This is a genomic window from Escherichia sp. WS338, from assembly GCF_046486405.1.
Taxonomy (GTDB): Bacteria; Pseudomonadota; Gammaproteobacteria; order Enterobacterales; family Enterobacteriaceae; genus Escherichia; species Escherichia coli.
Genome location: NZ_JBJQLL010000001.1, coordinates 124741 through 146638 on the forward strand (window position 1 = coordinate 124741; position 21898 = coordinate 146638).

A 21898-nucleotide genomic window follows, 5' to 3' on the forward strand; every position below is an offset into this window, starting at 1 on the left:
ACATTATGAAACGCCGTTTTTTATTAACAACTCATTTCGACTTTATAGCGTTACGCCGCTTTTGAAGATCGCCAGTTCGCGGAAGTCGTTACGCTCGTTGCAGGTTTGCTTACCGTTGGCAAACTCAACGATGGTGTCGATAAATTCTTCCAGCAACTGCGGCATCGCTTTACCGTGGATCAGCTGACCCGCGTCAAAGTCGATCCAGTGTTTTTTCTTCGCCGCCAGTTCACTGTTGGTGGCGATTTTCACCGTCGGCACAAATCCACCATACGGCGTGCCACGACCAGTACTGAACAGCACCATATGGCAGCCCGCACTCGCCAGGGCGCTGGTCGCTACGGCATCGTTACCCGGCGCACTTAACAAGTTCAGCCCCGGCGTTTTCAGACGCTCGCCGTAACGCAGCACGTCAACCACGACACTGGAACCCGCTTTCTGGGTACAGCCAAGCGATTTATCTTCCAGCGTGGTGATACCGCCTGCTTTGTTCCCCGGTGATGGGTTTTCGTAGATCGGCTGGTCATGGGCAATAAAGTACTGCTTGAAGTCATTGACCATGGTGACCAGTTTTTCAAACGTTGCTTCGTCGCGGCAATGGTCCATCAGCAACTGCTCTGCGCCGAACATTTCCGGTACTTCGGTCAGCACGGTAGTGCCGCCGTTAGCGATGACGTAATCAGAGAAACGCCCCAGCATTGGGTTAGCAGTAATACCAGAAAGACCGTCGGAACCGCCGCACTCCAGACCAAACTTCAGCTCGCTGAGTTTGCCCGGCTCACGCTTGTCATTGCGCATCACGTTATACAGCTGATGCAAATGCGCGATCCCGGCCTCGATCTCATCATCCTGCTGTTGGCAGATCATGAAATGAACGCGTTCAGGATCGATATCGCCCAGCGTTTCACGGAATGCGGCAACCTGGTTGTTTTCACAGCCCAGACCAATCACCAGCACTGCGCCTGCGTTCGGGTGGCGCACCATGTTTTGCAGCATGGTGCGGGTATTGATGTGATCGTCGCCCAGCTGTGAGCAGCCGTAGGTGTGGCTGAAGAGGAACACGCCGTCAGTACCTTCGGCGTTGTTGGTCTCTTTCAGGAAACGATTTTGGATCTGCCGCGCGATGCCGTTGACACAGCCCACGGTTGGCAGGATCCACAGCTCATTACGCACCCCGACATCGCCGTTAGCGCGACGATAGATCTGCACTTCACGATCTGCCGCTTGCGCAGGCAGCTCCTGAAAATCAGGTTGATAGCGATACTGATCCAGATCGCTCAGATTCGTGCGCGTATTGTGGGCGTGGACGTGTTCCCCCGCCGCAATATCCGCCAATGCATAACCAATCGGCAGGCCATATTTAATGACGTTGGCCCCTTTTGCGATATCCGTTAACGCAAATTTATGTCCACGAGCAACATCCTGGCGCAGCGTAACAGTCTGGTTATCGACACTGACTTCTGTGCCTTCAGCCAAATCCGCTAAAGCAACCGCGACGTTATCCAGCGCATGGATCTTGATGTATTGCATATCAACCCCAGACCTTAGTTCAGTTCAATGGCGAAGTAGTCACGCGCATTGTTAAAGCAAATATTTTTCACCATCTCGCCCAGCAGGTTGATGTCCGCCGGTGCTTCGCCCGCTTCCACCCAGCGACCGATCATCTGGCACAGAATGCGGCGGAAGTATTCGTGACGGGTGTATGACAGGAAGCTACGGCTGTCAGTCAGCATACCGACAAAGCGGCTCAACAGACCGAGCTGCGCCAGTTGGGTCATCTGACGTTCCATACCGTCTTTCTGATCGTTAAACCACCATCCGGAACCGAACTGCATTTTGCCCGGCATACCTTCGCCCTGGAAGTTACCGATCATGGTGCCCAGCACTTCGTTATCGCGCGGGTTCAGGCAGTAGAGAATGGTTTTCGGCAGCAGGTTTTCTTCGTTCTGCTTGCTCAGCAGCTTAGACAACTCTTCCGCCATCGGACGGTCGTTGATGGAGTCAAAGCCTACATCCGGCCCCAGCAGTTTGAACTGACGCAGGTTGTTATTACGCAGTGCGCCAATGTGGTACTGCTGTACCCAGCCGCGACGTGCGTATTCGGCACCAAGGAACACCAGCACCGCAGTTTTGAACTGTGCCACTTCGTGCTCGCTCAGGGTTTCGCCAGCCAGACGACGCGCCAGAATGCTGTCCAGTTCCGCTTCGTTCGCTTCAGCAAACATCACCACATCCAGCGCGTGGTCAGACACTTTACAGCCGTGAGCGGCGAAGTGATCCAGACGTTTGGTCAGGGCAGTTTGCAGATCAGCAAAGCGGCGGATGTCGGTATCAGAGACTTCACCCAGCTTCGCCATGTAGTCGTTAAAGGTCGCCTGTTCGATGTTAAAGGCTTTGTCCGGACGCCAGCTCGGCAGCACTTTAATGGTGAAAGAGCCGTCTTTGGCGATCTCTGCGTGATGCTCCAGAGAATCGATCGGGTCATCAGTGGTGCCGACCATTTTCACGTTCATCTGCTGCATGATGCCGCGCGCGGAGAAGTTATCCTGCGCCAACAGTTCGTTACATTCGTTCCAGATTTCATCCGCGGTAGACGGAGACAGCAGTTTACCGGTAATACCGAATGGACGACGCAGTTCAAGATGCGTCCAGTGGTATAACGGGTTGCCGATAGTGTGCGGAACAGTCGCCGCCCAGGCGTCAAATTTTTCACGGTCAGACGCATCACCGGTGCACAGACGCTCGGCCACACCGTTGGTACGCATAGCGCGCCATTTGTAGTGATCGCCCTTCAACCAGATGTCATACAGGTTTTTAAAACGATAGTCTTCCGCAATCTGCTGCGGCGGCAAATGGCAATGGTAATCGAAAATCGGCTGGTCTTTTGCGTAGTCGTGATACAGACGGCGGGCAAATTCGGTATCTAACAGGAAATCTTCAGTCATAAACGGAGTCATTTTCGTCTTCCTCTCAACGAGTGAGCTAGCTTGCTTATGGTGCGATGCTGACAAAGTTATCACACCAATTTCCAGAGTCCGAAGATATTTTCGTGAGTTAGATCAATAAACGTAGTTAAAAAAATTACTCTCAAAGTGGTAAATCTCGCTGCAGGCCGCGCCAGTACTGGCCTCGCCGTCGTCAGGTAATGTCCCTACAAATATTCGCACATTTGTGATGGCTCTCACCTTTTAAAGTTGTATGACAAGTTATCTTTCTGCCGTCGCAAATCATAAGTCGACGGAATGCAAATTGCCGATTCATTCATTTGTTAGATGAATCGGGTTAACCGGTACGGAAGCCGAATTAGCACGAAACTTTCATGGCAACGTTCGGGGCGTGCCGGTTTTTTTTCGGTTACCCGGTCGTAACTAACATCTTCAGCCTCTGGCGGGATGATGGCCGCGCTTCCTGCGGATATAACAAAACGATGAGGTTTTACATGCGTAAAATTAAAGGGTTACGTTGGTATATGATCGCACTGGTGACGCTCGGCACCGTGCTTGGTTACCTGACGCGTAACACTGTGGCGGCAGCTGCGCCAACTCTGATGGAAGAGTTAAACATCTCCACCCAACAGTATTCCTATATCATCGCAGCCTATTCTGCTGCTTATACGGTCATGCAACCGGTAGCGGGCTATGTACTGGATGTGCTGGGTACGAAAATCGGTTATGCAATGTTTGCTGTGCTGTGGGCCGTGTTCTGTGGTGCAACCGCGCTGGCAGGTAGCTGGGGCGGCCTGGCTGTTGCTCGTGGTGCGGTCGGTGCCGCGGAAGCCGCGATGATTCCGGCGGGTCTGAAAGCCAGCTCCGAATGGTTCCCGGCGAAAGAGCGTTCCATCGCGGTAGGTTACTTTAACGTAGGTTCTTCGATTGGTGCGATGATTGCGCCGCCGCTGGTGGTATGGGCAATCGTGATGCACAGCTGGCAGATGGCATTTATCATCTCCGGTGCGTTGAGCTTTATCTGGGCGATGGCATGGCTGATTTTCTATAAACATCCGCGCGACCAGAAACATCTGACCGATGAAGAACGCGACTACATTATTAATGGTCAGGAAGCCCAGCACCAGGTTGACACAGCGAAGAAAATGTCCGTTGGTCAGATCCTGCGTAACCGTCAGTTCTGGGGTATCGCGCTGCCGCGCTTCCTGGCAGAACCGGCATGGGGTACTTTTAACGCGTGGATCCCGCTGTTCATGTTTAAAGTTTACGGCTTTAACCTGAAAGAGATCGCGATGTTTGCCTGGATGCCGATGCTGTTTGCTGACCTCGGTTGTATCCTCGGTGGTTACCTGCCACCACTGTTCCAGCGTTGGTTTGGTGTGAACCTGATCGTTTCCCGTAAGATGGTCGTAACGCTGGGTGCGGTGCTGATGATTGGCCCGGGTATGATCGGTCTGTTCACCAACCCGTATGTCGCGATTATGCTGCTGTGTATCGGTGGTTTTGCTCACCAGGCACTGTCTGGCGCACTGATTACGCTCTCGTCTGACGTGTTCGGTCGTAACGAAGTGGCGACGGCGAACGGTTTAACCGGGATGTCCGCATGGCTGGCAAGTACGCTGTTTGCACTGGTAGTCGGTGCACTGGCTGACACCATCGGCTTCAGCCCGCTGTTCGCAGTTCTGGCAGTGTTCGACCTGTTAGGTGCGCTGGTTATCTGGACCGTGTTGCAGAACAAACCGGCGATTGAGGTGGCGCAGGAATCACATAACGATCCCGCACCGCAACATTAAGGCTTCGTGTAAGTTTTAGTTTCCCTTCAAAGCCGCCTTCTCAGGCGGCTTTTTCATCACTGTGAGTAGAGCTAAACTCGCAAAAGTGGTATAACAAATATAGTCTGCCGTATCATGCCTGGAGCGCATATGGAAATCACTGAACCACGCCGTTTGTATCAACAACTTGCCGCTGATCTGAAAGAGCGCATCGAACAGGGCGTCTATCTGGTGGGTGATAAACTGCCTGCTGAACGCTTTATTGCCGATGAAAAGAACGTCAGCCGCACCGTGGTTCGTGAAGCCATCATCATGCTGGAAGTTGAAGGCTATGTCGAAGTGCGTAAAGGTTCAGGTATTCATGTGGTTTCCAACCAGCCGCGCCATCAGCAGGCGACTGACAATAATATGGAATTCGCCAATTACGGTCCGTTTGAGTTGCTCCAGGCTCGCCAGCTCATCGAAAGTAATATTGCCGAGTTCGCGGCAACTCAGGTGACGAAACAGGACATCATGAAACTGATGGCCATCCAGGAGCAGGCGCGCGGCGAACAATGCTTCCGTGATTCCGAGTGGGATTTGCAGTTCCACATTCAGGTAGCCCTGGCGACGCAGAACTCCGCCCTGGCGGCTATCGTGGAAAAAATGTGGACCCAGCGTAGTCATAACCCGTACTGGAAAAAACTGCACGAACACATTGATGCCCGTACCGTCGATAACTGGTGCGATGACCACGATCAAATCCTCAAGGCGCTGATTCGCAAAGATCCTCATGCTGCTAAGCTGGCAATGTGGCAGCACCTGGAAAACACCAAGATCATGTTATTTAACGAAACCAGCGACGATTTCGAGTTCAATGCCGACCGCTATCTGTTCGCCGAAAACCCGGTGGTGCATCTCGATACAGCCACCAGCGGCAGTAAATGAAATTCCTGTCCGACAGGCGCTACAGTGCGCCTGTTTGTCTCGTCGGTAAGCGAAAAGTATAAAGTGTCAGCCTGTGTAAATCCTCTCGCCTCCCTCCCCTGCATTCAGCAAAATCAGACTCCACGGACATGTAATTTTGATAACGAACAACGTTGACCTTTGTTACAATTAGATTCAATTTGAATTTATGCTTTTGAATGCTTTCTTATCTCACGATTTAACAGGGAATAGTTCAGGCTGTGTTGATGTATCAAACCCGCAGAACATACCAAGACAGCAATAACATTGCGGTAGTGCATCATTTAAAACCAGCGTGGCGTTAACCGATTCACCAGGAATAATGAATGGAACTTTTGACCCAATTGCTGCAAGCCCTGTGGGCGCAGGATTTTGAAACCCTGGCCAATCCGTCGATGATTGGCATGTTGTATTTTGTCTTGTTTGTCATTTTGTTCCTTGAAAACGGCTTGCTTCCGGCAGCCTTTTTACCGGGCGACAGCTTACTGGTGTTGGTCGGTGTATTGATTGCGAAAGGCGCGATGGGCTATCCGCAAACGATTCTGCTGCTGACCGTTGCCGCCAGCCTCGGCTGCTGGGTCAGCTATATTCAGGGGCGATGGCTGGGCAATACCCGCACCGTACAAAACTGGCTATCTCATTTACCCGCGCATTATCATCAACGCGCACACCATCTTTTTCATAAACACGGTTTATCGGCGCTGTTAATTGGTCGCTTTATTGCGTTTGTCAGAACACTGCTGCCGACGATTGCCGGGTTATCAGGGCTGAATAACGCGCGCTTTCAGTTCTTCAACTGGATGAGTGGTTTGTTGTGGGTATTGATCCTGACAACTCTGGGTTACATGCTCGGCAAAACGCCGGTATTTTTAAAGTACGAGGACCAGCTGATGTCATGCCTGATGCTGCTCCCGGTGGTGCTGCTGGTGTTTGGCCTGGCAGGTTCTCTGGTCGTGTTATGGAAAAAGAAATATGGAAATCGGGGGTAAGGGATGCAAATACCTCGCATGTCGCTTCGCCAGCTAGCCTGGTCCGGCGCTGTTTTACTTCTGGTCGGCACACTGTTGCTGGCCTGGTCCGCGGTTCGCCAGCAAGAGTCTACGCTGGCGATTCGTGCCGTTCATCAAGGGACAACGATGCCAGACGGTTTTTCAATCTGGCATCACCTTGACGCTCACGGCATTCCTTTCAAAAGTATCACCCCCAAAAACGACACTCTGTTAATTACCTTTGACTCCAGCGACCAGAGCGCCGCCGCAAAAGCGGTCCTCGACAGAACATTGCCCCATGGCTACATCATTGCGCAGCAGGACAATAACAGTCAGGCTATGCAGTGGCTGACCCGGTTGCGGGATAACTCTCATCGCTTCGGATAACTTCCTGTTATCCGAAACAGATCACTCACTTTGGTGATTTCACCGTAACTGTCTATGATTAATGAGGCGGTGGTTAACACTACCGCTTCGTTGTCTGGACAATCGTTCCTTTGTAATAGGTCCGAATCACAATGGAAGGTTCAAGAATGAAATACCGCATCGCTTTAGCTGTTTCTCTCTTTGCTCTTAGTGCCGGTAGTTATGCCACTACCCTGTGTCAGGAAAAGGAGCAAAATATCCTTAAGGAGATCAGCTATGCCGAAAAACACCAAAACCAGAATCGTATTGACGGTCTGAATAAAGCCCTGAGTGAAGTCCGGGCCAACTGTTCAGATAGCCAACTGCGTGCCGATCATCAGAAGAAAATCGCAAAGCAGAAAGATGAGGTGGCGGAACGCCAGCAAGATTTAGCCGAGGCGAAGCAAAAAGGCGATGCAGATAAGATTGCCAAACGCGAACGGAAACTGGCAGAAGCGCAGGAAGAGCTGAAAAAGCTGGAAGCGCGCGACTACTAACTCACAATAGTCACTACTTACTCACCTGGAGAAAACTATGTCGAAAGAACACACTACGGAACATCTGCGTGCTGAGTTGAAATCCCTTTCCGATACGCTGGAAGAGGTGCTTAGCTCATCTGGCGAGAAGTCGAAAGAAGAGTTGAGTAAGATTCGTAGCAAAGCGGAGCAGGCACTGAAACAGAGCCGTTATCGCCTGGGTGAAACCGGTGATGCCATTGCCAAACAAACCCGTGTCGCGGCGGCGCGTGCCGATGAGTATGTGCGTGAAAATCCGTGGACGGGCGTGGGCATTGGCGCAGCAATCGGTGTAGTGCTCGGCGTTCTGCTGTCGCGTCGTTAATTATGGCGGACACTCATCACGCGCAAGGGCCCGGTAAAAGCGTTCTGGGCATCGGGCAGCGAATTGTTTCCATCATGGTTGAAATGGTGGAGACACGTCTGCGGCTGGCGGTGGTGGAGCTGGAAGAGGAAAAAGCGAATCTCTTTCAACTTTTACTGATGCTGGGCCTGACGATGCTTTTCGCTGCATTTGGTCTTATGAGCCTGATGGTGCTAATTATCTGGGCGGTTGATCCGCAATATCGCCTGAATGCGATGATTGCCACCACCGTGGTGTTGCTGCTACTGGCACTGATTGGCGGCATCTGGACGTTACGTAAATCGCGTAAGTCTACGTTGCTGCGCCACACGCGCCATGAGCTGGCAAACGATCGGCAGCTGCTCGAGGAGGAGTCCCGTGAGCAGTAAAGTCGAACGTGAACGACGTAAGGCGCAACTGCTTAGCCAGATCCAGCAACAACGGCTGGATCTTTCCGCCAGTCGTCGTGAATGGCTGGAGGCAACAGGCGCTTACGATCGTCGCTGGAATATGCTGTTGAGTCTGCGCTCCTGGGCGCTGGTTGGCAGTAGCGTGATGGCTATCTGGACGATTCGCCATCCTAATATGCTGGTCCGCTGGGCCAGACGCGGTTTTGGTGTATGGAGCGCCTGGCGTCTGGTGAAAACAACCCTCAAGCAACAACAGCTTCGCAGTTAACTTCCTCTCTGGCCGGAGAAATTCCGGCCTTATCCCTCAAATTTTTTGAAAATATTTGACAGTTTTCCTTGCTAACAATCACGCTTCGCCACGTTTATGATTCTCTCCATCGACAGCAACGACGCTAATAGCGCGCCCTTGCACAAAAAAACAATCAGCAGCCTGAGCGGCGCAGTGGAGAGTATGATGAAAAAATTAGAAGATGTTGGTGTACTGGTAGCGCGCATTTTAATGCCGATTCTGTTTATTACCGCAGGCTGGGGAAAAATTACTGGTTACGCGGGTACCCAACAATATATGGAAGCGATGGGCGTCCCGGGTTTTATGCTGCCGCTGGTGATTCTGCTTGAGTTTGGTGGTGGTCTGGCAATCCTGTTCGGTTTCCTGACTCGCACCACAGCCCTGTTTACTGCGGGCTTTACGCTGCTGACGGCATTTTTATTTCACAGCAACTTTGCTGAAGGCGTCAACTCGCTGATGTTCATGAAAAACCTGACAATTTCTGGCGGATTCCTGCTGCTGGCAATTACCGGTCCGGGCGCGTATAGCATCGACCGCCTGCTGAATAAAAAGTGGTAAGCACGCGCTATACTTAACGATAAAAAACGAGGAGGAAGCTCCTCGTTTTTGCTATTGGAGGAGAGAAATATGGGTCAACTGATTGACGGCGTCTGGCATGACACCTGGTACGATACCAAATCTACCGGCGGTAAATTTCAACGTTCAGCTTCCGCATTTCGTAACTGGCTCACTGCCGATGGCGCGCCAGGCCCCACTGGCACAGGCGGTTTTATCGCAGAGAAAGATCGTTATCATCTCTATGTTTCACTCGCCTGCCCGTGGGCGCACCGCACGCTGATCATGCGCAAACTCAAAGGACTGGAACCGTTTATTTCCGTTTCTGTAGTGAACCCGCTGATGCTGGAAAACGGCTGGACCTTTGATGACAGTTTTCCGGGTGCAACCGGCGATACACTCTATCAACATGAATTTTTGTATCAGCTTTATCTCCACGCCGATCCACACTACAGCGGACGAGTTACTGTTCCCGTACTGTGGGACAAAAAGAACCACACCATCGTCAGCAACGAATCAGCGGAAATCATCCGCATGTTCAATACCGCGTTTGATGCGCTGGGCGCGAAAGCGGGTGATTACTACCCACCAGCCCTGCAAACGAAAATTGACGAACTTAACGGCTGGATTTATGACACCGTTAACAACGGCGTGTATAAAGCTGGTTTTGCCACCAGCCAGCAAGCTTACGACGAGGCGGTGGCGAAAGTGTTTGAATCGCTGGCGCGACTGGAGCAGATTTTAGGCCAGCATCGTTACCTGACCGGCAATCAGCTAACCGAAGCCGATATTCGCCTGTGGACCACGCTGGTCCGTTTTGATCCGGTGTATGTGACCCACTTCAAGTGTGATAAGCACCGCATCAGCGATTACCTGAATCTGTACGGTTTTCTGCGCGATATCTACCAGATGCCGGGGATCGCCGAAACTGTCAATTTCAATCACATCCGTAATCATTACTTCCGCAGCCATAAGACCATCAACCCTACGGGGATTATTTCAATTGGTCCGTGGCAGGATCTCGATGAACCGCATGGACGAGATGTTCGCTTCGGTTAAAAAAAGGCACCTTACGAGGTGCCTCTGATTATTAGCTAAGTGCGTGTTATTTATGTCGGATGCGGCGTGAACGTCTTCTCCAACCTACAAAACGTTTATATTCAATATGTTACAATGCCGCGTAGGCCAGATAAGCGTAGCGCATCTGGCGATTTTGCGTTTGTCATCAGTCTTAGCGCGCTTTACGGCACTTTATTAATTCCTTGAACGAATATTTACTGCCATTTCATTCACGTCTATTCTTAATTTGCTGCTTTAAAAACAAGTGATTGAGCAAAATTGAGGCAAAAATGGACTGGTATCTGAAAGTACTAAAAAATTATGTCGGTTTCCGGGGTCGTGCGCGGCGCAAAGAGTACTGGATGTTTATTCTGGTCAACATCATCTTTACGTTCGTGCTGGGGCTGCTGGATAAAATGTTAGGCTGGCAACGTGCCGGTGGCGAAGGCATCCTGACGACAATCTACGGTATTCTGGTGTTTTTACCATGGTGGGCAGTTCAGTTCCGCCGCCTGCACGACACCGACCGCTCGGCGTGGTGGGCACTGCTGTTCTTAATCCCGTTTATCGGCTGGCTTATTATCATCGTCTTTAACTGCCAGGCGGGTACGCCAGGCGAAAACCGCTTTGGACCTGATCCAAAACTGGAACCTTAAAACAAATCTACTCGCCGGATGTCTGACTCATCCGGCTTTTATCATTATGTTGATGAATGAATAATTTACTAATGTTTATTTAAAATATTTCAATGTCGTTATATAAATTACCTATAAAAAAATAACCATGTATTTATCTTAAATATCAAAACCTTTATAACATCCGAAAAAGAAAGATACGAATAGCATTTACACAATACCCGGAATAGACTTTCGTCACTTTTAATTAAAGGGATGTTTTTATGCAGTGGTATTTAGCCGTATTAAAAAATTATGTTGGTTTCTCTGGTCGCGCACGTCGTAAAGAGTACTGGATGTTTACTCTGATTAACGCCATCGTCGGCGCTATTATCAATGTCATTCAATTGATTTTAGGTTTAGAGTTTCCATTCCTTTCTCTCATTTACCTGGCAGCAACAATCATTCCGGTCATTGCTCTGTGCGTTCGTCGTCTGCACGATACTGACCGTTCAGGTGCATGGGCGCTTCTCTATCTGGTTCCGATCATTGGCTGGTTAGTTCTGTTTGTATTTGCCTGTTTAGAAGGCAACTCTGGCAGCAATCGTTACGGAAACGATCCGAAGTTTGGTTCAAATTAATCATAGAATTGGGGCGATATTTCGCCCCTTTTTATTAACAATAATAAATATTATTTTCCGCTAAAAAGTTTGGGAATTTCCCGCAGACACCAGGATTTCGCCTCCCCCATACTGTCACGACGCCAGGCCATAATAATATCGATCTCGCTGGTCGATTCCGGGCTGACGACACGCAACCGCCCTTCCGCGATGTCTTTTTCGACCATCGGATACGGCATCGTCGCCACGCCAAGCCCCGCCAGTAACGCCTGACGTTTATCTTCAATCGTGCTCACCGTTAAACGCGGCTGTTTGTCCAGTAGCTGTACGGTCAATACCGGGCGCTCACGAGCGGTATCCGCCACCGCAATTCCACGATATTTCACGCGCGTCACTTCAGATAACGGTTCCGGCTCCTGATGAATCGGGTGATCAGGCGCGGCAACGTAGACGTTCATTAACGTATAGAGCTTGCGCGAGTTGATCTCCGACGAGGAGCGAAAATGCATATCCGGCGCGATAACAATATCCGCCCGCCCCTGCTCCAGCCGTTCCCATGCCCCCGCCAGCACTTCGGTGATGATTGCCAGTTGGGTATTCGCTTTTGCCGCCAGTTTGTCAATTAACGGGAAAAAGGCAGGTGTCGGTACCAGCGCCTCGGTCACAATGGTGAGATGCGTTTCCCAACCGCGCGCGAGAGCTTCCGCATCGGTAGTCAGTTTATCTGCGGCTTCCAGCAAAACGCGTCCTCGCTCCAGCAACATCCTCCCGACATTGGTGAATTTGGTGCGATGGCCCGAGCGGTCAAACAACACCACATCCAGCTCTTCTTCCAGTTTTTGCATGGTATAGCTAAGTGCGGAAGGCACGCGTCCCAGCTCATCCGCCGCCGCCGCAAAACTGCCCCGGCGATCGATCGCATCCATAACCCGTAGTGCTTCCAGCGTTAATGCCCTTTCTTTGGCCATTTCGTTCTCATTCAGGAAATTTGAACATACCGGGCAGAATATCTGGCTAACAATGTAGCGTCCAGCCCCTTACCATAAAAGGAAGTAAAGAGAGGTCAAGAATTATGATTACTACCCGAACTGCCAGGCAGTGTGGACAAGCAGACTACGGATGGTTGCAGGCCCGGTATACTTTTTCCTTTGGACACTACTTCGACCCGAAATTGTTAGGCTATGCCTCCCTGCGCGTGCTTAACCAGGAAGTGCTGGCCCCAGGTGCCGCCTTTCAGCCGCGAACCTATCCCAAAGTCGATATTTTAAATGTGATTCTGGATGGAGAAGCTGAGTATCGCGACAGTGAAGGCAATCATGTTCAGGCCAGCGCCGGAGAGACATTGCTGCTCTCTACCCAGCCGGGTATCAGCTATAGCGAACACAATCTCAGCAAAGACAAACCGTTAACGCGAATGCAGCTTTGGCTGGATGCCTGCCCGCAGCGAGAGAATCCGCTGATTCAAAAACTGGCGCTTAATATGGGCAAGCAGCAATTAATCGCCTCGCCAGAGGGCACAGTGGGTAGCCTGCAACTGCGCCAGCAAGTGTGGCTGCACCATATCGTGCTCGACAAAGGCGAAAGTGCGAATTTCCAGTTGCATGGACCACGCGCGTATTTGCAATCGATTCACGGGAAATTTCATGCGCTTACGCATCATGAAGAGAAAGCGGCGCTAACCTGCGGTGATGGGGCGTTTATTCGTGACGAGGCTAACATTACGCTGGTTGCCGATTCCCCACTGCGCGCTTTGCTGATAGATTTGCCTGTCTAGTTGTTTTTACAGGGAGATGATGATGAGTAAAAAATCGGCCAAAAAGCGCCAGCCAGTGAAGCCCGTGGTGGCGAAAGAACCTGCTCGTACCGCCAAAAATTTTGGCTATGAAGAGATGTTGAGCGAACTGGAAGCCATCGTCGCGGATGCTGAAACGCGTTTAGCCGAGGATGAAGCTACCGCGTAAAGACAGGTGCCGGATGCGGCGTAAACGCCTTATCCGGCCTACAAAACCCAACAACATCAACAAATTGTGCAATTCGTAGGCCAGATAAGACGCGCCAGCATCGCATCCGGCACGATACCCAAAACTGGCGTTTATCTGGCCTTGCTCGCCATAATCTCGATAATCTGCCGATCCGTTTGCTGCATCGAATGGCTTGCTAACGCACACAGGTTGGCAATCGACTGCTCAACATCATGCGCCACAATCCCTTCATTACCGGTTACGGCGGTATCATCCAGCGCCATTAACACCGCTTTCCACGCAGCCGAAGCACTGGTCGAAACCTTCATCGCGCAGCTGTTCGATGCACCATCGCAAATCATGCCACTGACATCGCCGATCATACTGCTGATCGCCATCGAAATGGTTTCATAACGCCCATCCACCAGCCATGCCATCCCGGCGGCGGCCCCCATTGCTGCGGTCGTTGCGGCACACAGCGCAGACAAACGCGGTAACTGGTTATGGATGTAAATTGCGCTCAAATGCGAAAGCATCAGCGCACGCGCCAGCCGTTCATCATCGGCCCCGAAGTGTTCTGCTACCACCACCACTGGCATTGTTGCAGTGATCCCCTGGTTACCCGAGCCGGAGTTACTCATTGCCGGAAGCGTAGCGCCGCCCATACGCGCATCGGATGCCGCGCTGGTACGAATCACAATGGATGAAGAGAGATCTTTCGCCAGCAAACCGCGTGCACACTGTTTTTCCAGCGTCGCGCCAATATGCAGCCCCCACTTACCGCTCAAACCTTCCTGCGATAACGCACAATTTAGCTTCGCGGAATCGAGAATAAAGCGGATCGCCGCAAACGGGACTTCATTGACGAACTTCAGGATCTCAGCCAGCGTCGTTCTTGAAAGCACCGTCAGCGGCGACTCTTGCTCGCCCTCTGTCACACACGCCTGCTGGGTAAACACCACACCATTGTGCGTCTCAATATGCACAATGTTGGTATGCCCGCCGACGATGGTGACACACGCCCACTTCTCACCGTTCCAGACTTTGGCGCGTGAGAAGAGGATTTCATCGCAAGGTTCCTGGATCTTAACTGAGACTTTCCCCGCCGCCAGCAGTGCTTTGGCATCGGCAATTGCCTGCGCAGTTGCGTCTTTCAGCACTTCCAGCCCGGCGTTAGCATTTCCACCTAACGCTCCCAGCGCCGCCGCAATTGGCAGCCCCACCATTCCCGTGCCGGGAACGGTGACGCCCAGACCGTTCTTCATCAGATTTGGCGAAACCCAGGCTTCTACACGTTCAACCGGACCTTCCAGTTCTGCCGCAGCAACCGCCGCCGCCAGCGCCAGTGAAATCGGTTCAGTACATCCCAGCGCCGGTTTTACTTCCTCCTGAACGGCGAGGATGTAACGCTGCCATAACGGATTTAAAGTCGAATCAAACATATTAAAAACCTTAAAATTTCAGGTAAATCAAGAAAATGCCAGGAACGGAGAAACACAAAGCAACAAACCAGTGACGATAATCAGGTACAGAGACATCCCTTTGTATTTGTGCAATGCCGGTACTTTGTAAACCAGCCACGCCGGGATCAGGCACCCTACCATGCCGAAAATCGGGCTACAGATAGAGGTGAAGCTCAACACCGGTGCGTTCAGTACGATGGCGCTCCAGGCCAGCAAAATGGCGAAAATCATGATGCCGCGCTGAACGAGATTTTCGTTAATCTTCTCGGCAGGCATCTTGCGACGCAGGATGTTCATTACGATCCCTTGCGTTGCTTCGCGAAAGCCTAAATAGACGCCAAAGAATGCAGTCATTACAGCAAAGATATTGAGAATGACGCTGACCACTTTCACCCACGCTGCGCCATCACCGCTAATAAACTGTGCGGCAATCGCCAGCGCGGAAATATTCTGCTCGTAGGCTTTTACCGCTTCGTCATGTCCCATCGCCAGCGTGAACGACACGGCGTAGAAAAAGACGGTGACAAACAAAATACCAAACGCGATATTCATTGCCCGCAATGCTTTATGCCGCGCCACTTCAATTGATTTTTCCCGCGAGCGATAAGAGATCACCATCGGGCTTAACGTCTGGATAAACAGAATCGACGTCAGGGTAAACGGCAGCGTAATAATGGCGTTTTTCACCAGCAGCCCCAGCGGCGGTAGCGAACCGACGTTATACAGATGCCACATTCCCACCATCGACACGCCCAGCGCCGCGACCACCAGCAGCTTGGTCAGCACCATGCCGGTCGAAATTTTAAATAACAATTTCTCGCCGCGTGAGGAGATCGCCACCAGAATGCAAATCAGTACCAGACCATAAAAGGGACTGTCTGACAGCACCCCTTCCGTCACGCCGAAGGTATGCAGGTAGGAAGCACTATCGTTGGTGATGGCGGTGGAATAGACGAACATCCAAATCACCAGCATTACGAAATAGAGCGCACCTAACAGGATGCCCCAGTTTTTACCTAAATAACCGCTGATGACGCTCGGGTAATCTTTACACTCCGGTGATTCTGCCAGCGTATTAATAAACAACCGCTGAAACAGATACATTGCCGGGTAACCAATCACCGATGAGAGCAAAAATACCCACAATCCCATCAAACCGACCTGCACCGGGAGAAAAACAATCCCCGCGCCAATCGCCATCCCGATACTCATAATCACCCAGCCGGTGTCAGTACTGTCGAATTTGATCGCTTCTCGCCACTCGCTCTCACTCATTCCAGCACGACCCGCCGGGGTCGAAGCGTCTGCAATGACGCCTTTATTCGATGCAATTTCCATAATTTCTCGCTCAATATTTTGTAGGGCTTATTATTTTTTTCCGAGCCGCATCAAGGCGATATGCGGTCTACGTTTTTGCAGGCGAGTTATTAGAATAAAGAAATGATACGCGCGAGGTCAGAGAAAATCTTCACAATCAAGACTTTGAAATAACGGAGATGGATAAGAATTTTCTACTAAATTAATCGCAAGAGAATATTCATTCTCTATTTGCGGCAGATCACAAAAAAAAGGTGCACATTTGTGCACCCAAGGATGAAAGCTGACAGCAATGTCAGCCACAGACCACTTTAATGGCCAGTCCTCCGCGTGATGTTTCGCGGTATTTATCGTTCATATCTTTGCCGGTTTCATACATCGTCTCGATCACTTTATCGAGTGAAACACGCGGTGCCGAGGTGCGGCGCATTGCCATCCGCGCGGCGTTTACTGCTTTCACGGCATTAATGGCATTACGTTCAATGCACGGGATTTGTACCTGTCCGGCAACCGGATCGCAGGTCAGCCCAAGGTTATGCTCCATCGCGATTTCCGCCGCATTGCATACCTGCGCCGGACTGCCGCCCAGGAGTTCAGTTAACCCTGCCGCCGCCATTGAACAGGCCACGCCAATCTCCCCCTGACAGCCGACCTCCGCACCAGAGATGGAGGCGTTCATTTTATACAGCGCGCCAATAGCCCCGGCTGCAAGAAAATAGCGGGCAATTGACCGCTCGTTTACCGGACGACGGAACTTATCGTAATAAGCCAGCACTGCCGGAATAATGCCGCACGCACCGTTAGTCGGTGCCGTTACCACGCGCCCGCCAGCTGCGTTTTCTTCACTAACCGCCAGCGCGTACATATTGATCCAGTCGATGACATTCATCGGATCGTTAGAGATGTTATCGCTGGAAACCAGCTGACGACGCAGCGCTACGGCGCGGCGCGGCACATTGAGCGGACCAGGCAGCACGCCTTCAGTGTTCATCCCGCGTTCAATACCGTCATGCATCACTTGCCAGATACGGGCAAACCCTGCGTCAATTTCCGCTTTGCTGCGCAGCGCCAGCTCGTTGTGCATCATCAGGCCAGATATAGACAGGCCGTTGTAATCACACATTTTCAGCAGTTCACCTGCTGAGTGGAAATCGTAAGGTACGGGTGTTTCGACATCGTGCGACAGGCCGAAGTGTTCTTCTTCGACAATAAACCCGCCGCCGACAGAGTAATAGGTTTTGCTTAATAGCGCTTCCTGTCCCTTCCAGGCAGTGATCCGCATTCCGTTCTCATGGCGAGGCAACATTTCGGGATGGAAGATAATGTTCTTTGCTACAGGAAAATCAACAATATGCGCGCCAGAAGCCACCGGCAACCGCCCGCTGCGCGTCACTAACTCTATAAATGCAGGGATCTCATCAATGACAACATCCTGCGGACTGTTTCCTGCCAGTCCCATGATGATGGCGACATCCGTGGCATGGCCTTTGCCCGTCAGTGACAACGACCCGTACAGATCGACCACAATATGGCTCGTCGCGGTTAATAAGCCGCTACTTTCCAGCCGATCAATAAAACTTTTTCCGGCATTCATTGGCCCCACAGTATGCGAACTGGAGGGACCAATCCCAATTTTGAAAATATCGAATGCACTAATCATATCCACACCCTCGGATTGCCGTTCAGTAAAGTGGAGCGGAACGACCTTGCGACCGTCCCGCTCACGAGGCCTTACGCACTACGTACTGCGATGGCTTCAATTTCCAACTTCACATCTTTCGGCAAACGCGCGACCTGCACACAGCTCCGGGTCGGGTAGGTCGCCTGATGTTCATCGAAGAACTGCTTATAGACTTCATTGATGGTGGCAAAATCATTCAGATCGGTGATGAACACGGTCATCTTGATGATATCGCCCACACTCAGCCCGGCAGCAACCACGATCGCTTTGACGTTTTCGAGGCTTAAACGCGCCTGATCTTGCACATCAGCCGGGATCTCACCGGTCTGTGGGCAAACCGGAATTTGCCCGGAGGTGAAGACCATGCTGCCTAAATCAACGCCCTGAACATAAGGGCCGATTGCGCCTGGGGCACGTTGCGTTTCGATAATCTTTTTCATACATCCTCCGGCGTCAGAGCGCCTGGGTAAAGGTACGTGAAATAACATCCTGTTGCTGTTCACGGGTCAGTGCGTTAAAGCGCACGGCGTAGCCAGAGACACGGATTGTCAGGTTAGGATATTTTTCCGGGTGCTCGATGGCATCCAGCAGCATTTCCCGATTCATTACGTTGACGTTGAGGTGTTGACCGCCTTCGACATCCGCTTCGTGGTGGAAATACCCATCCAGCAGGCCGACAAGGTTGGTTTTACGTACTGGATCTTCTTTGCCCAGCGCCGCAGGGACGATGGAGAAGGTGTACGAGATCCCATCTTTGGCGTAGGTGAACGGCAGTTTCGCCACCGACGTCAATGAGGCCACGGCGCCTTTGCGATCACGACCGTGCATCGGGTTAGCGCCCGGCGCGAACGGTGTTCCGGCGCGGCGACCGTCCGGCGTGTTCCCGGTTTTCTGACCGTACACCACGTTAGAGGTGATAGTCAGAATCGATTGGGTCGGCACAGCATTGCGATAGGTTGGCAAAGCTTTAATTTTCTTCATAAAGCGTTCAACCAGATCGCAGGCAATGCTGTCTACGCGCTCGTCGTTGTTGCCATACTGCGGATATTCGCCGTCGATTTCGAAATCCACCGCCAGGCCGTTTTCGTCACGGATTGGTTTCACACGAGCATATTTGATGGCAGACAGGGAGTCCGTTGCCACCGACAGGCCCGCGATGCCGCACGCCATGGTGCGATAGACATCACGATCGTGTAGCGCCATCAGCGAGGCTTCATAGCTGTACTTGTCGTGCATGTAGTGGATGATATTCAGCGCGCTGATGTACTGTACCGCCAGCCAGTCCATGAAGTGGTCGAGGCTATCCATCACTTTGTCGTAGTCCAGCACGTCATCCATCAACGGAGCCGTTTTCGGGCCAACCTGAATCTTCAGCTTCTCGTCCATTCCGCCGTTGATTGCGTACAGTAGCGTTTTCGCCAGGTTAGCGCGCGCACCGAAGAACTGCATCTGCTTACCAATCACCATTGGGCTGACGCAACAGGCAATCGCGTAATCGTCGCTATTGAAGTCAGTACGCATCAGATCGTCGTTTTCATACTGCAAAGAGGATGTGACGATAGACACCTGCGCGGCATATTTTTTGAAGGCAATCGGCAAGGCTTCCGACCACAGAATAGTCAGGTTAGGTTCCGGTGCAGGCCCCATAGTGTGCAGGGTGTGTAAATAGCGGAAGGAGTTTTTGGTCACCAGGGTTCGACCGTCCAGCCCCATCCCGCCGATCACTTCCGTCGCCCAGATCGGGTCGCCGGAGAACAGCGAATCAAATTCCGGCGTACGCAAGAAGCGCACCATACGGATCTTCATGATGAAGTGGTCGATCAGTTCCTGTGCCTGCTGCTCATTGAGTACGCCTGCTTTAAAGTCGCGCTCAATGTAGATATCGAGGAACGATGCCGTGCGCCCCAGCGACATCGCGCCGCCATTTTGCGATTTCACTGCCGCCAGGTAAGCGAAGTAGAGCCACTGCACCGCTTCCTGTGCATTCTGCGCCGGACGGGAGATGTCAAAACCGTATTTCGCCGCCATTTCTTGAATCTGCAACAGCGCACGACGATGTTCCGCCAGCTCCTCACGCAGACGGATCGTAGCTTCGAGATCTTCGCCTTTTTCCAGACGGGACTGGAGATCGGCAAACTGCAGTTCGCGTTCACGTACCAGATAACTGATGCCGTAAAGCGCCACGCGGCGGTAGTCACCGATGATACGCCCACGACCATAACCATCTGGTAAACCGGTCAGTACACCAGATTTACGGCAGCGCAGCATATCCGGTGAGTAAACATCAAATACGCCCTGGTTATGGGTTTTACGCAGATCGGTAAAGATGTATTCAAATTCGCTATCCATTTCACGACCATACGCGTGGAATGAACTTCTAATCATATTAATGCCGCCGAACGGATGCAGCGCACGCTTTAATGGCGCATCCGTTTGCAGACCCACTATTTTTTCCAGCGGCTGGTCAATATATCCTGCATCATGAGCGGTAATTGTGGTGGCAATATTGGTATCGAAATCCAATGGCGCGTGAGTCGCATTTTCGATACGGATGCCTTCCATCACTTTTTCCCACAATTCCGTGGTGGCAGGCGTCGCTTCGGCGAGAAAAGATTCATCACCTTCATACGGTGTATAGTTATGTTGAATAAAATCGCGGACATTAATTTCGTTTTTCCAGTCCGTACCTTTAAAGCCAAGCCATGCGTCGGCGTACAGCTTATCGCTGGTATCAATATCTACCTTCATGAAAAATAATCTCTCTACAATACTTCAACTAAATTATGCAAATTCTGCGGGCGCGTTCACTTTGCCTAAATGAATGGCATCCAAAGCAATCATTTTTTCTTCGTTAGTCGGAATTACGGCGCAAATGACACGCGCATTTTCACTGGAAACAATTCGCTCTCCAAAAGAGTTAGAGCGATTATTCATTTCTGTATCAATCTCTACGCCTAATACAGCTAAATGTTCCATGACCAGACGACGAATTAAACTTGAATTCTCTCCTATTCCGCCGGTGAATATAATTCCATCCAGGCGATGTAATGAAGCAGCGTGTCCGGCAATATGACGGGCAATTCGATGAACAAAGGTTTTAATTGCCAATTGCGCGCGTTCGTGACCTTCATGCCAGGCTTTTTCCAGAACACGTAAATCCGAAGAAAGGCCGGAAATACCTAATAATCCCGACTCTTTATTCACGACGCGTTCCAGGTCACCCAGGCTCTGGTTGGTTTGGCTGGCGACCCAGGACATCGCCCCGAAGTCGACATCACCACTGCGGGTACCCATCATCAAGCCTTCCAGCGGCGTCATTCCCATTGAGGTATCAACACTCTGACCGTTGCGAACTGCGCAGATTGACGCGCCATTGCCAAGATGCGCCACAACCAGGCCGGAGTCATCTTCCGCCAGATTCAGCAAAGAATGCGCGCGCTGGGAAACATAGCGGTGCGACGTGCCGTGGAAACCATAACGGCGTACACCTAACTCTTCATAATATTTCCACGGCAGGCCGTATAAATAAGCTTCCGGAGCCATCGTCTGGTGGAAACTGGTATCAAATACCGCTACCTGAGTTACGCCCGGAAATAATTGCTGCGCCGATTCAATACCACTTAAATTGGCGTAATTATGCAGGGGTGCCAGTGGAGAAACGCGACGGATATTATCAATGACTTCATCGGTAATAATGGCGGACTCGGTAAAAATACTGCCGCCGTGAGCGATGCGGTGGCCAATTAAGGCCACACTGTCATTTAAATTCCGTTTTTCCAGTTCAAATGCAATTGCCTTCAATGCACCTTCGTAGCTGTGGTGAGCCAGCGGTGCTGGCTCTCCCCCATTTACGGATAAGAATGCATTTTCCGAGTTAATACCGTCGGCAATACCTGACATTAATACTTCACAGTCGCTGGCATTGAGTACGGAAAACTTAATCGAAGACGAACCACAGTTAATAACCAAAACAACCGGAAATTCATTCATCTCTTTTCTCATCCTGAGTTACGGA

Annotated in this window: 24 protein-coding genes; 15 read left to right on the forward strand and 9 right to left on the reverse strand. The window is 51.3% G+C overall.

Translation table 11 applies throughout. The features are described 5' to 3' along the window. Positions 1-42: 42 nt before the first annotated feature. Positions 43-1530 carry an altronate dehydratase gene (gene uxaA, locus ACJHWT_RS00595; RefSeq protein ID WP_001199385.1) on the reverse strand — a complete coding sequence of 496 codons (1488 nt, stop codon included), beginning with the start codon at positions 1528-1530 and terminating at the stop codon, positions 43-45. Between the two features lie 14 nt (positions 1531-1544). After that, positions 1545-2957 (reverse strand): glucuronate isomerase, encoded by a 1413-nt coding sequence (gene uxaC, locus ACJHWT_RS00600; protein WP_000187442.1) that lies wholly within the window; start codon positions 2955-2957, stop codon positions 1545-1547. A gap of 482 nt (positions 2958-3439) precedes the next feature. Between uxaC and exuT the strand changes: the two genes are divergently transcribed. From exuT to ACJHWT_RS00665, 13 genes are all read left to right on the forward strand, one after another. Then, positions 3440-4738: a hexuronate transporter ExuT gene (gene exuT / locus ACJHWT_RS00605; protein ID WP_001298326.1), complete on the forward strand. Its 1299-nt coding sequence runs from the start codon at positions 3440-3442 to the stop codon at positions 4736-4738. 129 nt (positions 4739-4867) lie between these two features. After that, entirely contained in the window at positions 4868-5644 is a 777-nt protein-coding gene (exuR, locus tag ACJHWT_RS00610; RefSeq protein ID WP_000406494.1) for a transcriptional regulator ExuR, read from the forward strand. 239 nt (positions 5645-5883) lie between these two features. After that, complete coding sequence (locus tag ACJHWT_RS00615; RefSeq protein ID WP_212734101.1) at positions 5884-5967, forward strand: hypothetical protein; 84 nt, start codon at positions 5884-5886, stop codon at positions 5965-5967. Positions 5968-5988: 21 nt separating this feature from the next. After that, positions 5989-6651, forward strand: a complete 663-nt coding sequence (gene yqjA, locus ACJHWT_RS00620; protein WP_000422149.1) for a DedA family general envelope maintenance protein YqjA — start codon at positions 5989-5991, stop codon at positions 6649-6651. 3 nt (positions 6652-6654) lie between these two features. Then, a complete protein-coding gene (mzrA, locus tag ACJHWT_RS00625; protein ID WP_001166760.1) occupies positions 6655-7038 on the forward strand; it encodes an EnvZ/OmpR regulon moderator MzrA in 384 nt (127 codons plus the stop codon). A 146-nt stretch (positions 7039-7184) separates the two neighbouring features. Then, positions 7185-7553 carry a DUF1090 family protein YqjC gene (gene yqjC / locus ACJHWT_RS00630; protein WP_001295543.1) on the forward strand — a complete coding sequence of 123 codons (369 nt, stop codon included), beginning with the start codon at positions 7185-7187 and terminating at the stop codon, positions 7551-7553. 37 nt (positions 7554-7590) lie between these two features. Further along, positions 7591-7896, forward strand: coding sequence for a YqjD family protein (locus ACJHWT_RS00635; RefSeq protein ID WP_000031415.1), 306 nt, complete (start codon positions 7591-7593; stop codon positions 7894-7896). A 2-nt stretch (positions 7897-7898) separates the two neighbouring features. After that, on the forward strand, positions 7899-8303 hold the full coding sequence (locus tag ACJHWT_RS00640) for a phage holin family protein (protein WP_000785722.1): 405 nt from the start codon (positions 7899-7901) through the stop codon (positions 8301-8303). Continuing rightward, positions 8293-8592 (forward strand): YqjK-like family protein, encoded by a 300-nt coding sequence (locus ACJHWT_RS00645; protein ID WP_000096087.1) that lies wholly within the window; start codon positions 8293-8295, stop codon positions 8590-8592. The genes ACJHWT_RS00640 and ACJHWT_RS00645 overlap by 11 nt, the downstream gene beginning before the upstream one ends. A 186-nt stretch (positions 8593-8778) precedes the next feature. Next, a complete protein-coding gene (locus ACJHWT_RS00650) occupies positions 8779-9171 on the forward strand; it encodes a DoxX family protein (RefSeq protein ID WP_000732240.1) in 393 nt (130 codons plus the stop codon). A gap of 69 nt (positions 9172-9240) precedes the next feature. Next, complete coding sequence (gene yqjG / locus ACJHWT_RS00655; protein WP_000531202.1) at positions 9241-10227, forward strand: glutathionyl-hydroquinone reductase YqjG; 987 nt, start codon at positions 9241-9243, stop codon at positions 10225-10227. 290 nt (positions 10228-10517) lie between these two features. Continuing rightward, on the forward strand, positions 10518-10883 hold the full coding sequence (locus ACJHWT_RS00660) for a DUF805 domain-containing protein (protein ID WP_000384145.1): 366 nt from the start codon (positions 10518-10520) through the stop codon (positions 10881-10883). A gap of 242 nt (positions 10884-11125) precedes the next feature. Beyond that, entirely contained in the window at positions 11126-11482 is a 357-nt protein-coding gene (locus ACJHWT_RS00665; protein ID WP_001198780.1) for a DUF805 domain-containing protein, read from the forward strand. Positions 11483-11532: 50 nt separating this feature from the next. Here ACJHWT_RS00665 and yhaJ read toward each other — a convergent pair whose 3' ends face one another. Continuing rightward, positions 11533-12429 carry a DNA-binding transcriptional regulator YhaJ gene (gene yhaJ, locus ACJHWT_RS00670; protein ID WP_001041010.1) on the reverse strand — a complete coding sequence of 299 codons (897 nt, stop codon included), beginning with the start codon at positions 12427-12429 and terminating at the stop codon, positions 11533-11535. 104 nt (positions 12430-12533) lie between these two features. On the opposite strand from yhaJ, the gene ACJHWT_RS00675 reads away from it, so the two are divergent. Both ACJHWT_RS00675 and yhaL read left to right on the forward strand, forming a co-directional pair. Then, on the forward strand, positions 12534-13235 hold the full coding sequence (locus tag ACJHWT_RS00675) for a pirin family protein (protein WP_000633585.1): 702 nt from the start codon (positions 12534-12536) through the stop codon (positions 13233-13235). Positions 13236-13257: 22 nt separating this feature from the next. Beyond that, a complete protein-coding gene (gene yhaL / locus ACJHWT_RS00680; protein ID WP_001295544.1) occupies positions 13258-13422 on the forward strand; it encodes a protein YhaL in 165 nt (54 codons plus the stop codon). Between the two features lie 131 nt (positions 13423-13553). On the opposite strand, the gene cyuA is transcribed toward yhaL, so the two are convergent. The 6 genes from cyuA to tdcD all read right to left on the reverse strand — a co-directional run bounded on the left by cyuA (position 13554) and on the right by tdcD (position 21873). Then, complete coding sequence (cyuA, locus tag ACJHWT_RS00685; protein WP_000460503.1) at positions 13554-14864, reverse strand: cysteine desulfidase; 1311 nt, start codon at positions 14862-14864, stop codon at positions 13554-13556. A 27-nt stretch (positions 14865-14891) separates the two neighbouring features. After that, positions 14892-16223, reverse strand: a complete 1332-nt coding sequence (locus ACJHWT_RS00690) for an amino acid permease (RefSeq protein WP_000401605.1) — start codon at positions 16221-16223, stop codon at positions 14892-14894. A gap of 274 nt (positions 16224-16497) precedes the next feature. Continuing rightward, on the reverse strand, positions 16498-17862 hold the full coding sequence (gene tdcG, locus ACJHWT_RS00695) for an L-serine ammonia-lyase (RefSeq protein WP_000622107.1): 1365 nt from the start codon (positions 17860-17862) through the stop codon (positions 16498-16500). A 71-nt stretch (positions 17863-17933) separates the two neighbouring features. Beyond that, positions 17934-18323 carry an enamine/imine deaminase gene (locus ACJHWT_RS00700; RefSeq protein WP_000719990.1) on the reverse strand — a complete coding sequence of 130 codons (390 nt, stop codon included), beginning with the start codon at positions 18321-18323 and terminating at the stop codon, positions 17934-17936. A 13-nt stretch (positions 18324-18336) separates the two neighbouring features. After that, entirely contained in the window at positions 18337-20631 is a 2295-nt protein-coding gene (tdcE, locus tag ACJHWT_RS00705) for a 2-ketobutyrate formate-lyase/pyruvate formate-lyase (protein WP_000861710.1), read from the reverse strand. Positions 20632-20664: 33 nt separating this feature from the next. Beyond that, on the reverse strand, positions 20665-21873 hold the full coding sequence (tdcD, locus tag ACJHWT_RS00710) for a propionate kinase (RefSeq protein ID WP_001296431.1): 1209 nt from the start codon (positions 21871-21873) through the stop codon (positions 20665-20667). Positions 21874-21898: the final 25 nt, after the last annotated feature.

Excerpts from the sequence above, each read along its gene's own strand:
- uxaA (WP_001199385.1), bottom strand. The coding sequence starts at position 1,530 with ATGCAATACATCAAGATCCATGCGCTGGATAACGTCGCGGTTGCTTTA.
- uxaC (WP_000187442.1), bottom strand. The coding sequence starts at position 2,957 with ATGACTCCGTTTATGACTGAAGATTTCCTGTTAGATACCGAATTTGCC.
- exuT (WP_001298326.1), top strand. The coding sequence starts at position 3,440 with ATGCGTAAAATTAAAGGGTTACGTTGGTATATGATCGCACTGGTGACG.
- exuR (WP_000406494.1), top strand. The coding sequence starts at position 4,868 with ATGGAAATCACTGAACCACGCCGTTTGTATCAACAACTTGCCGCTGAT.
- yqjA (WP_000422149.1), top strand. The coding sequence starts at position 5,989 with ATGGAACTTTTGACCCAATTGCTGCAAGCCCTGTGGGCGCAGGATTTT.
- mzrA (WP_001166760.1), top strand. The coding sequence starts at position 6,655 with ATGCAAATACCTCGCATGTCGCTTCGCCAGCTAGCCTGGTCCGGCGCT.
- yqjC (WP_001295543.1), top strand. The coding sequence starts at position 7,185 with ATGAAATACCGCATCGCTTTAGCTGTTTCTCTCTTTGCTCTTAGTGCC.
- ACJHWT_RS00635 (WP_000031415.1), top strand. The coding sequence starts at position 7,591 with ATGTCGAAAGAACACACTACGGAACATCTGCGTGCTGAGTTGAAATCC.
- ACJHWT_RS00640 (WP_000785722.1), top strand. The coding sequence starts at position 7,899 with ATGGCGGACACTCATCACGCGCAAGGGCCCGGTAAAAGCGTTCTGGGC.
- ACJHWT_RS00650 (WP_000732240.1), top strand. The coding sequence starts at position 8,779 with ATGAAAAAATTAGAAGATGTTGGTGTACTGGTAGCGCGCATTTTAATG.
- yqjG (WP_000531202.1), top strand. The coding sequence starts at position 9,241 with ATGGGTCAACTGATTGACGGCGTCTGGCATGACACCTGGTACGATACC.
- ACJHWT_RS00660 (WP_000384145.1), top strand. The coding sequence starts at position 10,518 with ATGGACTGGTATCTGAAAGTACTAAAAAATTATGTCGGTTTCCGGGGT.
- ACJHWT_RS00665 (WP_001198780.1), top strand. The coding sequence starts at position 11,126 with ATGCAGTGGTATTTAGCCGTATTAAAAAATTATGTTGGTTTCTCTGGT.
- yhaJ (WP_001041010.1), bottom strand. The coding sequence starts at position 12,429 with ATGGCCAAAGAAAGGGCATTAACGCTGGAAGCACTACGGGTTATGGAT.
- ACJHWT_RS00675 (WP_000633585.1), top strand. The coding sequence starts at position 12,534 with ATGATTACTACCCGAACTGCCAGGCAGTGTGGACAAGCAGACTACGGA.
- yhaL (WP_001295544.1), top strand. The coding sequence starts at position 13,258 with ATGAGTAAAAAATCGGCCAAAAAGCGCCAGCCAGTGAAGCCCGTGGTG.
- cyuA (WP_000460503.1), bottom strand. The coding sequence starts at position 14,864 with ATGTTTGATTCGACTTTAAATCCGTTATGGCAGCGTTACATCCTCGCC.
- ACJHWT_RS00690 (WP_000401605.1), bottom strand. The coding sequence starts at position 16,223 with ATGGAAATTGCATCGAATAAAGGCGTCATTGCAGACGCTTCGACCCCG.
- tdcG (WP_000622107.1), bottom strand. The coding sequence starts at position 17,862 with ATGATTAGTGCATTCGATATTTTCAAAATTGGGATTGGTCCCTCCAGT.
- ACJHWT_RS00700 (WP_000719990.1), bottom strand. The coding sequence starts at position 18,323 with ATGAAAAAGATTATCGAAACGCAACGTGCCCCAGGCGCAATCGGCCCT.
- tdcE (WP_000861710.1), bottom strand. The coding sequence starts at position 20,631 with ATGAAGGTAGATATTGATACCAGCGATAAGCTGTACGCCGACGCATGG.
- tdcD (WP_001296431.1), bottom strand. The coding sequence starts at position 21,873 with ATGAATGAATTTCCGGTTGTTTTGGTTATTAACTGTGGTTCGTCTTCG.